Genomic DNA, 14,128 nt, shown 5'->3' with positions numbered 1-14,128 from the left:
CCCAGGAAGGACAGGCACCGCATGAAGTCGGCAAGTCGTATCGGAGTGGGCGGCCCGGTGGGCAGCGGCAAGACCGCGATCATCGAGGCTGTCGTGCCACGGCTCGTGGAGAACGGACTGCGCATACTGGTGATCACGAACGACGTGGTGACCACTGAGGACGCCAAGCACGTCCGGCGGGCGCTGACCGGGGTCCTGGTCGAGGAGCGGATCATCGGGGTGGAGACCGGGGCCTGCCCGCACACGGCCGTGCGGGAGGACCCGAGCATGAACCTCGCCGCCGTGGAGGACATGGAGTCCAAGTTCCCGGACAGCGACGTGGTGCTGATCGAGAGCGGCGGCGACAACCTCACCCTGACCTTCAGCCCCGCCCTGGTGGACTTCTTCATCTACGTCATCGACGTCGCCGCCGGCGACAAGATCCCGCGTAAGAACGGGCCGGGGATCTCCAAGTCCGACATCCTCGTGATCAACAAGACCGACCTGGCGCCCTACGTGGACGCCGACCTCGACGTCATGGCCCGCGACGCGGAGCTGATGCGCAACGGCAAGCCTGTCGTGTTCACGAACTGCAAGACGGGTGAGGGCATCGACGAGCTGGTCTCGCTGGTCCGCCGCAACGCGCTCTTCGACGCCGAAGTGGTCGCATGATCTCACTGGACAGTGCCCGGGAGCTGGCGCCGTACCAGGACCAACCGGCGCAGCTACCCGCCGCCTCCAACGGCAAGGTCGGCATCCTGCGCCTCGGGTTCGAGCGGCGCGGGGACCGCACGATCCTGCACGACCTCTACCGGCAGTCGCCGCTGCTGGTGCAGCGCGCGCTCTACTGGGACGAGGAGATGCCGCAGCTGCCCTGCGTCATGATCCTCACCACCTCCGGGGGCGTCCTGCAGGGGGACCGCCTGCTGATGGACGTCACCCTGGCGGCCGGCAGTCAGGCGCACCTGACCACCCAGGCCGCGACCAAGATCCAGGAGATGGACGCGAACTACGGGACACAGGTCCAGCAGTTCACCCTGGGCGAGGACGCCTACCTCGAGTTCCTCCCGGAGCCGATGATCCCCTACCGGGCCAGCCGGTTCGTCACCGACAGCCGGGTACGCCTGCCGGAGAGCGCCACCATGCTCTACGGCGAGGTGCTGCAACCCGGCCGCAAGTACTACCGCGACGGCGAACTCTTCGCGTACGACCTCTTCTCCTGCTCCCTGCGGGCCGAACGCCCGGACGGCCGGGCGTTGTTCGTGGAGAAGTTCGTGGTGACCCCCGGACGGTTCGGCGTGGCGAGGGTCGGGGTCATGGACCGCTTCCACATCTTCGGAAACGTCGTGCTGCTCACCAGCCCCGAACGGGCGGCACGGGTCTTCGACCGGACCTCGACGCCGGTCTGGGACGAGCAGACCCCCCTGGCCAGCGCCGTCAGCCGACTGCCGAACGACGCCGGGCTCATCTTCAAGGTCCTGGGTCAGGAGACCGAGCCGGTCCGCGCCGCGGTACGCGCCTTCTGCGTGGCCGCCCGGGAAGAGGTGACCGGCCGGACCTTCCCGCCGGCGTTCAGCTGGCGTTGACGTGGCGAGGAGAAGTCCGTGACCGCAGTGGCGCACAGGTGGGACCGGCTCGCTGACGGCAACCCGTTGGTCGGGTTCGTCGACGCCTGCCTGCGCGGGCCGGCGCAGGTTCTGCTGCAGAACAACCCGCTCACCGGCCTGCTGGTTCTCGTCGCGGTCGCCTGGGGGGCGTTCGAGAACGGGCAGCCACGGATCGTCGGGGGAGGGGTCGTCGGCCTCGTCGTCGGCACCGCCACGGCGCTCGCCCTGCGGGTGGACGAGGGCTCCCTGCGCAAGGGGCTGTTCGGCTTCAGCCCGTTCCTGACCGGCCTCGCCGTGCCGACGTTCCTCGACGACCGGCCGCTGATGTGGCTCTACCTGGTGCTCGGCGCGATCGGCACGACAATCGTCACCCTGGCCCTGAACGCGATCTTCAAGACCTGGGGGCTGACCGCGTTCACCATGCCGTTCGTGCTGACCACCTGGGTGCTGCTGCTGGCCGCGTACCAGTTCGACCGCTTCACGGTACTGACCAACCTCAAGCCGATGTTTCCCGGCGAGGGGCAGCTGACCGGTGGCCGCTTCGACTGGGACCTCATCCCCACCTTCCTGCGCGGGGTGTCCCAGGTCTACCTCATCGACAGCTGGGTCACCGGGTTGATCCTCCTGGTCGCGCTGCTTGTCAACTCCCGCTGGTCGGCGCTCTTCGCGGTGCTCGGCAGCGTCGTGGCGACCCTGCTGGCGCTCTGGTTCGGCGCCGACGCGGCCTCGCTGGACAAGGGCCTGTTCGGCTTCAACGCGGTGTTGACGGCGATCGCGGTGGGCGCGGTGCTGCACCGCCCCGGCGCGCTGGTGACCCTCTACACCCTCTTCGGCATCGCCCTGACGCTGTTCGTGCAGATGGCCCTGGCCACCGTGCTCACCCCGCTGGCCATCCCCGTCCTGACCGGACCGTTCAACCTCGCCACCTGGCTGCTGCTGCTGCCCAAACGGCACTTCGCGCCGATACCCAACCACGAACGCGCCAGGGAGACCGTCGTCTCGACGGTGAAGCACTCCGTCTGACCGTACCGACGAAAGAGGTGAGTCCCCATGCTCGCTCAGCAAGCGGTCAACTCCGGCGACACCGCCTGGGTGCTCGTCTGCACCGGCCTGGTGCTGTTCATGACCCCGGGCCTGGCCGCCTTCTACGGCGGGATGGTCCGGACCCGCAACGTGCTCGCCATGCTCCAGCAGAACATGATCGCGTTGGGCGTCGTGAGCCTGACCTGGGTGCTGGTGGGCTACACCATCGCCTTCGGCGACGACGCCGGCAGCGGCCTGCTCGGCAACTTCGAACTCTTCGGGCTCACCAACCTCGGGGTGCCGCCCGCGCCGCACCTGCACGTCGTCGCCGGCCAGGTGACAGTTCCCACCCTGGCGTTCGTGGCGTACCAGATGATGTTCGCGGTGATCACGCCCGCGCTTGTCACCGGCGCCACGGCCGGCCGGCTGAAGTTCCTCGGCTGGGTGGTGTTCCTGGCCGTGTGGTCAATCGTGGTCTACGCGCCGATCGCCCACTGGCTCTGGCACCCGGACGGCTGGCTGGCCCGCTTCGGCACCCAGGACTGGGCCGGCGGCATGGTGGTGCACGCCTCGGCGGGCGCCGCCGTCCTCGCCGTCCTGCTCGTCGTCGGCCGTCGCCGGGGCTGGCCGCACACCGCCGCTCCGCCCAACTCCATCCCGCTGACCATCCTCGGGGCGGGCATCCTCTGGTTCGGGTGGTTCGGCTTCAACGGCGGCGACGGGCTCCAGGCCAACGGCATCGCCGCCCAGGCGGTGATCAACACACACCTCGCGGCGGCCGCCGGCATGCTCGTCTGGCTCGTCGCCGAGCGGGCGAAGGACGGCCACAGCACCGTCGTGGGCGGCGTCTCCGGCGCCGTCGCCGGCCTCGCGACGGTCACCCCGGCCGCCGGGTACGTCAACACGCTCTCCGCCATCGCCATCGGCGCGATCGCCGGCATCGTCTGCCACACCGCCCTGCGCCTGAAGTACCTGCTGCGCCTCGACGACGCGCTCGACGTCCTCGCCGTGCACTTCGTCGGCGGCATGCTCGGCTCGCTGCTGGTCGGGTTCTTCGGCAACAGCGGCACCAATCCGCTCGGCAAGGACGGGCTCTTCTTCGGCGGCGGCGGATCGCTGCTGTGGCACCAGATCGTCGGCGTGGTGGTCGTGGTGGCCTTCTCGTTCGTGCTCAGCTGGCTGATCGCCGTCGCCGTGCAGGCGGTCCTCGGGCTCCGCGCCTCCGCCGACACGCAGGACGACCTCGACCACGCCCAGCAGGGCGCCGACGCGTACCACCTGGGCGGCGTCGCGGCCCTCAACGGCACCGGCGCGCCCGAACGCCGCCGCCGGACCGGCGGCGACCGCCCCGCCCCCCGACCCGCCGGGACCAACCCTCCCGGCCAGCCGGCTCCGCCGGCCCGGCTGGTCACCGCCACGGTGGACCCGGCGCGGCTGCCGACCACCCGGGAGCTGCGCGAGGCCCTGCTCGGCGCGGGCGCCACCTCCATCGTCGTCTTCGACGCCACCGTCTCCACCGCCGAGCCGGCGGCCCGGGCGCTGCCCCGGGGCTACTGGCAGGACCAGGACCTGCTGGACCGCGCCCGGATCGAGGTGGTCGTACGCCAGGGGGCGGTGCCCGCGGTGCTCGACGTGCTGGACGGGTACGGCGCCGACCGCTCGGACAGCTTCGTGCAGGACGTTCAGCCCGCCACGGACGTCAGGTGACCTGCCGCGCGAGGTTCGCGCCTGCCGGCGGGACCCGTGGTCGGGGGCAGGTCATAGGGTGATCCCGTGGCGACCCTTCTGCTTCTGCGACACGGCCGGACCACCGCGAACGCCGACGGTGGGCTGGCCGGCCGTCAGCCCGTCGAGCTGGACGACACGGGCCGCGCCCAGGCGACCGCCGTGGGCGAGCGCCTGCGGGCGGTGCCGCTCGCGGCGGTGGTGACCAGCCCGCTGATCCGCTGCCGGCAGACGCTGGAGCTGGCCCTCCCGCAGGCCACCCCGGTGGTGGAGGAGGGGCTGATCGAGTGCGGCTACGGCACCTGGGAGGGGCAGCCGCTCAAGAAGCTGGCCAAGGAGCCGCTCTGGCCGGTGGTCCAGCAGCACCCGAGCGCGGCGGTGTTCCCCGACGGCGAGGCGATGGCGGCGATGGCGGCACGTGCCGTGGCCGCGGTGCGCTCGTGGGACGCCCGGGTCAGCGCCGAGCACGGGCCCGAGGCGGTCTGGCTGGCGTGCAGCCACGGCGACGTGATCAAGGCGATCGTGGCGGACGCGCTCGGCGTACACCTGGATCTTTTCCAGCGGATCGTGGCCGACCCGGCGTCGGTGACCGCGATCCGGTTCACGCCGCTGCGGCCGTTCCTGGTCCGGCTCAACGACACGGGCGGCGACCTGGCCGCTCTGGTGCCGCCGCCGCGCAAGCGGCGCCGGCGGGCGGCCCGCGGCGCCGACTCGGACGCCTCCGTCGGCGGCGGGGCAGGTGCGTCCCGGTGAGCCGCGTCACGACGCCTCGCCGCAGCTCCCCGGTCGCCGCCACGCCCGGCCGCGACCCCTGGTACGCCGGGCGCGCCGCCCCCGCGGCGATTCGGGTCGGTGGGGTGCGCGGCGCCCTGGCGGGCCGGATAGGGTCGTGGGTATGACCCACCAGGTGCACGCCTTCGAACCGCCGGAGCGGTTCGTCGCCGGGACCGTCGGGCCGCCGGGGGAGCGCACGTTCTTCCTCCAGGCCCGCGGCGGCGGCAGGCTGGTCAGCGTCGCGCTGGAGAAGGTCCAGGTTTCCCTGCTCGCCGAGAAGCTGGAGGAGCTGCTCACCGAGGCGCAGCGTCGCTTCGGGGTGGACCTGCCCGAGCTGGCGCCGGTGATCGGCGACAACGAGCCGCTGGACACTCCGGTCGACGAGGAGTTCCGGGTCGGGACGCTCGGGCTGGCCTTCGACGTCGACACCGCGACAGTGGTGATCGAGGCGATCGCGGCGGGCGAGGTCGAGCCCGAGGTCGAGCTGGGCGACGAGGACGACGACGAGGACGACGAGGACGACGACGAGCCGGACGAGGACCTTGACCGGCTCCGGGTCCGACTCACCCCGCAGGCGACCCGCCAGTTCATCGAGCGGGCGCGACGCGTGGTGAATGCGGGCCGGCCGCCGTGCCCGCTGTGCGGCCAGCCGTTGGATCCCGCCGGGCACCTCTGCCCGCGGCACAACGGTTACCACCGGTGACCTCGTCCGGCCTCCAGCCTCGCCAGGACGGCGACGCCGCGCTGCGGCTGCTGCGGGACGGCGTGCTCGACCTGGAGGGTCGGCTGGTCGACGCGTCGAACACGACGTTGCGCGGCATCCTGACGCTCGACGGCGCCACGGCCCGCTGCGTCTACAAGCCGGTGCGCGGGGAGCGCCCGCTGTGGGACTTTCCCGACGGCACCCTCGCCGGTCGGGAGGTGTCGGCGTACCTGGTCTCCCGGGCCACCGGCTGGGATCTAGTGCCGCCGACCGTGCTGCGCGACGGCCCGTTCGGCCCCGGCTCCTGCCAGCTGTGGATCGACGAGCCGCAGGACGCGGAGCCGCTCGTCGGTTTCCTGCCCGCCGGCGAGCTGCCGCCGCGCTGGTTCCCGATCGCCGCGGCACGGGACGACGACGGCGCCGAGTACGCCCTCGCCCACGCCGACGACCCACGGCTGGCCCGCCTCGCCGTCCTCGACGCGGTGATCAACAACGCGGACCGCAAGGGCGGCCACGTGCTCGTCGGCAACGACGACCGGATCTACGGCGTGGACCACGGGGTGTGCTTCCACGTGGAGGACAAGCTGCGCACGGTGCTCTGGGGCTGGGCCGGCAGGCAGTTGCCGCCGGACGCCGTGGAGATGCTCGACGGGCTCGCCGGGCAGTTGTCCGGGGCGCTCGGCGCGGAGCTGGCCGATCACCTGACGATCAGCGAGGTCGCCGAGCTGGCCGCCCGCGTGGACAACCTGCGCGACACCTGTCGCTTCCCGCAGCCGCCGGAGGACTGGCCGGCGATCCCCTGGCCCCCGATGTGACACCGCTGTCATCTTGATCACCCGTGCGGCGACCCGGGGTCGTCGTGGGGCTGGCTAGGCTGAGGCCATGGAGTCTTGGGCGGGACATGAGGTGCCACGGCTGCCGGGCAGGGGCGAGCCGTTGGCGTTGTACGACTCGGCGCGGCAGACGGTCGAGCCGAGTGTGCCGGCCGACGCGGGCAGCATGTACGTCTGCGGCATCACCCCGTACGACGCCACCCACCTCGGCCACGCCGCCACCATGATCACGTTCGATCTGGTGCAGCGGATGTGGCGCGACGCCGGCCGTCCGGTGCGCTACGTGCAGAACGTCACCGACATCGACGACCCGCTGCTGGAGCGCGCCGCCCGCGACGGCGAGGACTGGGTGGTCCTGGCGATGCGGGAGACGGCGCTGTTCCGGGAGGACATGGAGGCGCTGCGGATCATCCCGCCGGAGCATTACGTGGGCGCGGTGGAGTCGATCCCGGACATCGTCGACAAGGTCGAGATGCTGCTCAAGGATGGCGCCGCGTACCGCCTCGACGACGGCACCGGCGACGTCTACTTCGACATCTCCGCCACCGGCAGGTACGGCTACGAGTCCAACCTGACCCGCGAGCAGATGCTGGAGATCTTCCCGGAGCGCGGTGGCGACCCGGACCGGGCCGGCAAGCGTGACCCGCTGGACCCGCTGCTGTGGCGTGGCGCCCGCGAGGGCGAGCCGTCCTGGCCGGGCGGGGAGCTGGGTGAGGGCCGCCCCGGCTGGCACATCGAGTGCGCGGTGATCGCCCTGAACCTGCTCGGCGACCGGATCGACGTGCAGGGCGGCGGCAACGACCTGCTGTTCCCGCACCACGAGGCGTCCGCGGCGCACGCCGAGCGGTTGACCGGTCAGGCGCCGTTCGCCGAGCACTACGTGCACGCCGGGATGATCGGCCTGGACGGCGAGAAGATGTCCAAGTCCCGCGGCAACCTGGTCTTCGTCTCCCGGCTGCGCGCGGACCGGGTCGACCCGATGGCGATCCGCCTGGCGCTGATGTCGGGGCACTACCGCAGCGACCGCACGTGGACCGACGAGCTGCTCACCGCCGCGCGGGAGCGGCTGGACCGCTGGCGGCGGGCCGCCGCCGCGCCCGCCGGGCCGTCCGGGGCAGCGCTACTTGCCGGGGTACGCGAACGACTGGCCGACGACCTGGACACCCCGGGCGCCCTGGCGGCGGCCGACCGCTGGGCCGACGCCACCCTGGCCGGCGCCACCGACGACCCCGAAGCCCCCGCCCTCTTCGCGAACACGGTCGACGCCCTCCTGGGCATCCGCCTCTGACCCCCGCGCCCCGGCCTCGGCGGTGCTCGCGGCCCGCCGGCCCGGCCCGTGGCCGCAATTCTGCGGCGCGTGGCGCGGGGAACTTCCCCGACCGGGTCGGCGTGGCTGTACTGTGCCCTGTCGAGCTGCCCCGGATGTGGGGCGGTGGGGGCGGGCCCAGGTGCTGATGCGGTCTGCGGTCGAGCCGTCCCGGATCATCTTCGGGTGGCCGCGGACCCGATCGTCCGGGCAGCCCTGCCCCGAACGTGGGGCAGCTCGACAGGGCGCAGCCACCAACCCGCTCCTCGCTGCCGGTCTGCTGCGCAGCCCGTTGACCGAGGGACGGGTCAGCCCAGGACCAGGCCGGGGTCGGGTTCCGGGTCGGGGGTCGGTCCGGGGATCTTGTACTCCTCGGTGAGGGTGGTCATGGGGCCGGGCCAGGTGGCCTGGGCGACCTCGATCGGCTTGCGGTGCTCGTCGTACGCGACGTGCAGCAGGTGCAGCACCGGGGTGTCGGGCCGGATCTGGAGGGTTTCGGCCTCCTCCCGGCTGGGCTGTCGGGCGCTGATCGTGTCGGTGGCCGAGACGTACCGCCGGCCGGTGGCCTCCTCGGCCTCCTGGTAGAGGGGCCGGCCGAACGCCTCGGCGCGCTCCAGCGAGGTGCCGGCGGTGGCGCGGGGCAGGAACCAGGACGCGCCCACCTCGACGGGGGAGTCGTCGGTGCGCACGAGGTGCCGGCGGCAGAGCAGGTCGGTGCCGTCGGGCACCCCGAACGCGTCGGCGACCTCGGCGGGTGCGGGGGAGCGGCCGACCGAGACGAGCTGTTGGCGGTACCGGGCGGCCAGGTCGGTGTGGTAGCCGCGGAAGCCGCCGTACCGGCCCCGGGAGAGGCGGTTGAGTCGGCGCCGGGTGCCCCGGACGTACGTACCGGAGCCGGGTTTGGTGATCAGGATGCCCTCGACCCGCAGTTGGTCGACGGCGCGTTGCACGGTCTGCTTGGCGACGCCGAACATCTCGGCGATGGCCGGGATGGAGGGGAGCCGTTCGCCGGGTCCCCAGTCACCGCGGCGGACCTGGGCCTTGAGCTGCGCGGCGATCTGCCGGTGGGGGAACTCGGCAGCGCCGGGGTTGATCTGCACACCCGCCTCCTTGATCACATCTAGGTTCCTAGGATGCCGTAGAGGGTGTGACGGCGCCACCGCGACACGCGAAAAACGGGGCCCCCGAACCAGAAAGGTCCAGGGGCCCGCAGGCGAATCAGTGCTACCAGGAGCCGGCGGTGGGGCCCGCCGAACCGCCCCGGCGGCGCAGGTACTTCTCGAACTCCTGGGCGATCTCGTCACCTGTCAACGGGGTGATGCCCTCGTCGCCGACCCGTTCCTCCAGCTCGCGCACGTACTCGCCCAGCTCGGCGTCCTGCTCGGCGGCGCTGCGCACGCGCTGCTCCCACTCGGCGGACTCCTCGGCCAGGTCGGCCATCGGCACCGGCAGGTCGACGACCTCCTCGACGCGGTGCAGCAGGGCGAGGGTGGCCTTCGGGCAGGGCGGGTTGTTGGCGTAGTGCGGCACGTGCACCCAGAACGAGACGGCGTCCACCTCGGCGCGGGTGCACGCGTCGTGCAGCACCCCGACGATGCCTGTCGGCCCGTCGTAGCGGGTGGGGGTGAGCTGGTAGCGCTCGGCGGCCTGCGCGTCGGACGCGCTGCCGCTGATCGGCAACGGCCGGGTGTACGGCACGTCGGCCAGCAACGCGCCGAGCAGCACCACCCGTTCGACCTCGAGGCTGTGGCAGATCTCCAGTACCTGCTCGCAGAATGTGCGCCAGCGCATGCTCGGCTCGATGCCCCGGATCAGCACCACGTCCCGTTCGGTGCCCTCCGGGCTGGCCACCATGAACCGGGTCGTCGGCCACTCCACCCGGCGGGTCTCCCCGTCGGCCATGGTGATGGTGGGTCGGCTGACCTGGAAGTCGTAGAACTCCTCCGGATCCAGTTCGGTGATCTGCCGGGCCTGCCACACCTGCTCCAGGTGCTCGACGGCCGCCGTGGACGCGTCGGCGGCGTCGTTCCACCCCTCGAACGCGGCGATGGCCACCGGGGACCGCAGCACCGGCAGTCCGTCGAACTCGGTCACGCCGTCACCTCACCCTGCTCGTCGCGGCCGTCCCCGGGACCACGCCCGGTCGTCGGGCCGTGGTGCACAGCGGCGTCCCTGTTGTCCTTCACGTCCGCCAGCCTACGTGCCGAGCGGGTGCCCGGCCCGTCGGCCGCGCCGGTCGGGACCGCCGGCAACCGGTCATACACCGACGAACCGGACAGCGTGATCCCGCTGACACAATATGGGATCGGGTGCCGAGGGTCGCTGGGCCCGACGGGTGCCGCACTAACCTGAACGGGTGCGGAACTCGTTGATGGATGCGCTGGCCGACCGGATCCTCATCGCCGACGGGGCGATGGGCACGATGTTGCACGCTGCGGACCTCACCCTCGACGACTTCGACGGCCTCGAGGGCTGCGTCGAGGTCCTCAACGTCACCCGTCCGGACGTGGTGCGCGGGGTGCACGACGCCTACCTGGCCGCGGGCGCGGACTGCGTGGAGACCAACACCTTCGGCGCCAACCTGGCCAATCTCGGCGAGTACGACATCCCGCACCGCATCCGTGAGTTGTCCGAGGCGGGCGCCCGCATCGCCCGGGAGGCCGCCGACGCGGCGAGCACCGCGCAGCGGCCCCGGTTCGTGCTGGGCTCGATCGGGCCGGGCACGAAGCTGCCCACCCTCGGGCATGCCGACTACGCGACCCTGCGCGACGCGTACCAGGAGAACGCCGCCGGTCTGATCGTCGGCGGCGCGGACGCCCTGATCATCGAGACCTCCCAGGATCTGCTCCAGGTCAAGGCGGCCGTGGTCGGGTCGAAGCGGGCGATGACCGAGCTGGGCCAGCAGGTGCCGATCATCTGCCATGTGGCGATGGAGACCACAGGCACCATGCTGGTGGGAAGCGAGATCGGCGCGGCCCTCGCGGCCATCGAGCCGCTCGGCGTGGACCTCATCGGGCTCAACTGCTCCACCGGCCCGGCGGAGATGAGCGAGCACCTGCGCTACCTGTCGCAGCACTCCCGCGTCCCGTTGTCGGTGATGCCGAACGCCGGCCTGCCGGTGCTGACGGCCGACGGGGCGTACTTCCCGCTGACTCCCGTGGAGCTGGCCGAGGCCCTGGAGCGCTTCGTCACCGAGTACGGGGTGGGGCTGGTCGGCGGCTGCTGCGGCACCACCCCGGAGCACATCAGGGTGCTGGCCGAGCGGCTGCACGGCGCCGTCGCCCCGGCGCGCGAGCCCCGGCACGAGGCGGGTGTCTCGTCGGTGTACCACCCGGTGCCGTTCGCGCAGGACGCGTCGGTGCTGATGGTGGGTGAGCGCACCAACGCCAACGGTTCCAAGGCGTTCCGCGAGGCGATGCTCGCCGCCGACTGGCGGGCCTGCGTGGAGATCGCCCGCAGTCAGGCCCGCGACGGTTCGCACCTGCTGGACCTGTGCGTGGACTACGTGGGCCGCGACGGCACGCAGGACATGCGGGAGCTGGCCGGCCGGTTCGCCACCGCGTCGACGTTGCCGATCATGTTGGACTCCACCGAGCCGGCGGTCGTCGAGGCCGGCCTGGAGATGCTCGGCGGCCGGTGCGTGGTCAACTCGGTGAACTTCGAGGACGGCGACGGCCCCGACTCCCGCTACGCCCGGGTGATGCCTGTCGTCCGGGAGCACGGCGCGGCGGTGGTGGCGCTGCTCATCGACGAGGAGGGGCAGGCGCGTACCCGGGAGTGGAAGGTCCGGGTCGCGGCCCGCCTGATCGACGACCTGACCGGCCGGTGGGGGATGGACCGCGCGGAAATCCTCATCGACGCGTTGACGTTCCCGATCGCCACCGGACAGGAGGAGACCCGCCGCGACGGCCTGGAGACCATCGAGGCGATCCGGGAGATCGCCAGCCGCTACCCGGGGGTCAACTTCACGCTCGGCATCTCGAACATCTCGTTCGGCCTCAACCCGGCGGCCCGGCAGGTGCTCAACTCGGTGTTCCTGCACGAGTGCGTGCAGGCCGGTCTGACCTCCGCGATCGTGCACGCCAGCAAGATCCTGCCGATGTCGAAGATTCCCGACGAGCAGCGCGAGGTCGCCCTCGACCTGGTCTACGACAGGCGCCGCGAGGGGTACGACCCGGTGCAGCGGTTCCTGGAGCTGTTCGAGGGCGTCGACGTGACAAGTGCCCGGGCCAGCCGGGCCCAGGAGTTGGCGGCGCTGCCGCTGGACGAGCGGCTCAAGCGGCGGATCATCGACGGTGAGCGTAACGGCCTGGAGGCCGACCTGGACGAGGCGATGGCCGGCGGCCGGACCCCGCTGTCGATCATCAATGACATCCTGCTGGACGGCATGAAGGTCGTCGGGGAGCTGTTCGGCTCCGGCCAGATGCAGCTGCCGTTCGTGCTCCAGTCCGCCGAGGTGATGAAGACCGCTGTGGCGTACCTGGAGCCGCACATGGAGACCAGCGAGGACGGCGGCAAGGGCCGTATCGTGCTGGCCACCGTGCGCGGCGACGTGCACGACATCGGCAAGAACCTGGTCGACATCATCCTGTCCAACAACGGCTACGAGGTCGTGAACATCGGCATCAAGCAGCCGATCGGCGCCATCCTCGACGCCGCCGAGCAGCACCGCGCCGACGCGATCGGCATGTCCGGGCTGCTGGTCAAGAGCACAGTCATCATGAAGGAGAACCTGGCCGAGATGGCCACGCGCGGCGTCGCCGAGCGGTGGCCCGTCCTGCTGGGTGGGGCGGCGCTGACCCGCGCGTACGTCGAGGACGACCTGCGGTCGATGTTCCCGGGGCAGGTGCACTACGCGCGGGACGCGTTCGAAGGGCTGTCCCTGATGGACAAGGTGATGACCGCCAAGCGTGGCGGCGCGCCGGTGATCGACTCGGAGCGCGAGGCGGCCCTCGCGGCCCGGCGGGCCCGCCGGGAGCGGCAGCGGTCCATGGTCACCGAGTCGCTGCCGGAGCTGCACGACTCGTCGGTGCGCTCCGACGTGGCGGTGGACGTGGCGGTGCCCACCCCGCCGTTCTTCGGCACCCGCGTGGTCAAGGGCGTGCCGATGGCCGACTACGCGGCGCTGCTCGACGAGCGGGCCACCTTCCGCGGCCAGTGGGGGCTCAACGGCGTGCGGGGCGGCAACGGCCCGTCGTACGACGAACTGGTGGAGACCGAGGGCCGCCCGCGCCTGCGGTACTGGCTGGACCGGCTGATCGCCGACCAGGTCCTGGAGGCGGCAGTGGTGTACGGCTACTTCCCCGCGTACTCCGAAGGCAACGACCTGGTGGTGCTCGACGAGAACGGGCACGCGGAGCGCGCCCGGTTCTCGTTCCCCCGCCAGCGCCAGGAGCGGCGGCTCTGCCTCGCGGACTTCTTCAAGCCCAAGGGCGACCAGCTCGACGTGGTCGCGTTGCAACTGGTCACCGTCGGCCAGCCGGTCAGCGAGTACGCGGCGAAGCTGTTCGCCCGCAACGAGTACCGCGACTACCTGGAGGTGCACGGCCTGTCCGTGCAGCTCACCGAGGCGCTGGCCGAGTACTGGCACCGGCGCATCCGCGCCGAGCTGACCCTGCCCGACGGTCGTCCGCTGGGCCACGACGACCCGACGGACCTGGCCGGCCTGCTGCGCAACGACTACCGGGGCTGCCGGTACGCGTTCGGCTACCCGGCCTGCCCCGACCTGGAGGACCGGGCGAAGATCGTGGACCTGCTCGGCTCGGAGCGGATCGGGGTCGAGCTGTCCGAGGAGTTCCAGCTCATGCCGGAGCAGGCCACCGACGCGATAGTCGTTCACCACCCGGAGGCCAGCTACTTCAACGCCAAGTAAACCGGCGCAGGTGCCCTGACCTGCGCCTGAGGCCGTCCGGAAAGCCGTTGAACCATGATCATGCCGTCTCCAGGCCGTCAACGGCTTCCGGGCCGTCCTTGGCGGCCTGGTCCTCGCCGAACGCGGTGTCGATGGCTCGGCGCGTTCGGTCCTCGCTGGTCGGTAGGAGATGCGTGTAGGTCCGCAGGGTGAACCCGGGGTCGGCGTGGCCGATGTAGGTCGCCGGGGCCTTGATGCTCTCCCCGGCGTCCAGGAGGACCGAGGCATAGGTGCGCCGCAGGACGTGCATGCCGTTGCGGCGGTGGT

Annotated in this window: 12 protein-coding genes; 9 read left to right on the top strand and 3 right to left on the bottom strand. The window is 71.8% G+C overall.

The genetic code is table 11. The annotated features are described in order from the left end of the window. Window positions 1-21 precede the first annotated feature (21 nt). From ureG to mshC, 8 genes are all read left to right on the top strand, one after another. Window positions 22-651 carry an urease accessory protein UreG gene (gene ureG, locus ACZ6N8_RS24235; protein ID WP_238672176.1) on the top strand — a complete coding sequence of 210 codons (630 nt, stop codon included), beginning with the start codon at window positions 22-24 and terminating at the stop codon, window positions 649-651. Then, on the top strand, window positions 648-1,565 hold the full coding sequence (locus tag ACZ6N8_RS24230) for an urease accessory protein UreD (protein ID WP_466012821.1): 918 nt from the start codon (window positions 648-650) through the stop codon (window positions 1,563-1,565). Before ureG ends, ACZ6N8_RS24230 begins: the two co-directional genes overlap by 4 nt. 18 nt (window positions 1,566-1,583) lie before the next feature. Then, entirely contained in the window at window positions 1,584-2,609 is a 1,026-nt protein-coding gene (gene yut / locus ACZ6N8_RS24225; protein WP_466012820.1) for an urea transporter, read from the top strand. Window positions 2,610-2,636: 27 nt separating this feature from the next. Continuing rightward, complete coding sequence (locus ACZ6N8_RS24220) at window positions 2,637-4,316, top strand: ammonium transporter (protein ID WP_466012819.1); 1,680 nt, start codon at window positions 2,637-2,639, stop codon at window positions 4,314-4,316. 66 nt (window positions 4,317-4,382) lie between these two features. After that, window positions 4,383-5,087 (top strand): MSMEG_4193 family putative phosphomutase, encoded by a 705-nt coding sequence (locus ACZ6N8_RS24215; RefSeq protein ID WP_466012818.1) that lies wholly within the window; start codon window positions 4,383-4,385, stop codon window positions 5,085-5,087. A gap of 142 nt (window positions 5,088-5,229) precedes the next feature. Beyond that, window positions 5,230-5,811 carry a DUF3090 domain-containing protein gene (locus ACZ6N8_RS24210; RefSeq protein ID WP_030332806.1) on the top strand — a complete coding sequence of 194 codons (582 nt, stop codon included), beginning with the start codon at window positions 5,230-5,232 and terminating at the stop codon, window positions 5,809-5,811. Next, a complete protein-coding gene (locus ACZ6N8_RS24205) occupies window positions 5,808-6,626 on the top strand; it encodes an SCO1664 family protein (RefSeq protein ID WP_466012817.1) in 819 nt (272 codons plus the stop codon). The genes ACZ6N8_RS24210 and ACZ6N8_RS24205 overlap by 4 nt, the downstream gene beginning before the upstream one ends. Before the next feature lie 67 nt (window positions 6,627-6,693). Then, window positions 6,694-7,932, top strand: a complete 1,239-nt coding sequence (gene mshC, locus ACZ6N8_RS24200) for a cysteine--1-D-myo-inosityl 2-amino-2-deoxy-alpha-D-glucopyranoside ligase (RefSeq protein ID WP_466012816.1) — start codon at window positions 6,694-6,696, stop codon at window positions 7,930-7,932. A 326-nt stretch (window positions 7,933-8,258) separates the two neighbouring features. On the opposite strand, the gene ACZ6N8_RS24195 is transcribed toward mshC, so the two are convergent. Both ACZ6N8_RS24195 and ACZ6N8_RS24190 read right to left on the bottom strand, forming a co-directional pair. Continuing rightward, on the bottom strand, window positions 8,259-9,050 hold the full coding sequence (locus ACZ6N8_RS24195; RefSeq protein ID WP_466012815.1) for a GntR family transcriptional regulator: 792 nt from the start codon (window positions 9,048-9,050) through the stop codon (window positions 8,259-8,261). A gap of 124 nt (window positions 9,051-9,174) precedes the next feature. Next, complete coding sequence (locus tag ACZ6N8_RS24190; protein WP_139586737.1) at window positions 9,175-10,044, bottom strand: PAC2 family protein; 870 nt, start codon at window positions 10,042-10,044, stop codon at window positions 9,175-9,177. A gap of 277 nt (window positions 10,045-10,321) precedes the next feature. Here ACZ6N8_RS24190 and metH point away from each other — a divergent pair, with 277 nt between their 5' ends. Next, entirely contained in the window at window positions 10,322-13,822 is a 3,501-nt protein-coding gene (metH, locus tag ACZ6N8_RS24185; RefSeq protein WP_466012899.1) for a methionine synthase, read from the top strand. 58 nt (window positions 13,823-13,880) lie between these two features. On the opposite strand, the gene ACZ6N8_RS24180 is transcribed toward metH, so the two are convergent. After that, entirely contained in the window at window positions 13,881-14,111 is a 231-nt protein-coding gene (locus ACZ6N8_RS24180) for a tyrosine-type recombinase/integrase (RefSeq protein ID WP_466012814.1), read from the bottom strand. Window positions 14,112-14,128: the final 17 nt, after the last annotated feature.

The organism is Micromonospora sp. NPDC047521 (assembly GCF_055587305.1).
This window is presented reverse-complemented; position numbering and strand designations above follow the sequence as displayed.

Coding starts and splice junctions, on each gene's coding strand:
- ureG (WP_238672176.1), top strand. CDS start 22: ATGAAGTCGGCAAGTCGTATCGGAGTGGGCGGCCCGGTGGGCAGCGGC.
- ACZ6N8_RS24230 (WP_466012821.1), top strand. CDS start 648: ATGATCTCACTGGACAGTGCCCGGGAGCTGGCGCCGTACCAGGACCAA.
- ACZ6N8_RS24220 (WP_466012819.1), top strand. CDS start 2,637: ATGCTCGCTCAGCAAGCGGTCAACTCCGGCGACACCGCCTGGGTGCTC.
- ACZ6N8_RS24210 (WP_030332806.1), top strand. CDS start 5,230: ATGACCCACCAGGTGCACGCCTTCGAACCGCCGGAGCGGTTCGTCGCC.
- mshC (WP_466012816.1), top strand. CDS start 6,694: ATGGAGTCTTGGGCGGGACATGAGGTGCCACGGCTGCCGGGCAGGGGC.
- metH (WP_466012899.1), top strand. CDS start 10,322: ATGGATGCGCTGGCCGACCGGATCCTCATCGCCGACGGGGCGATGGGC.
- ACZ6N8_RS24180 (WP_466012814.1), bottom strand. CDS start 14,111: ATGCACGTCCTGCGGCGCACCTATGCCTCGGTCCTCCTGGACGCCGGG.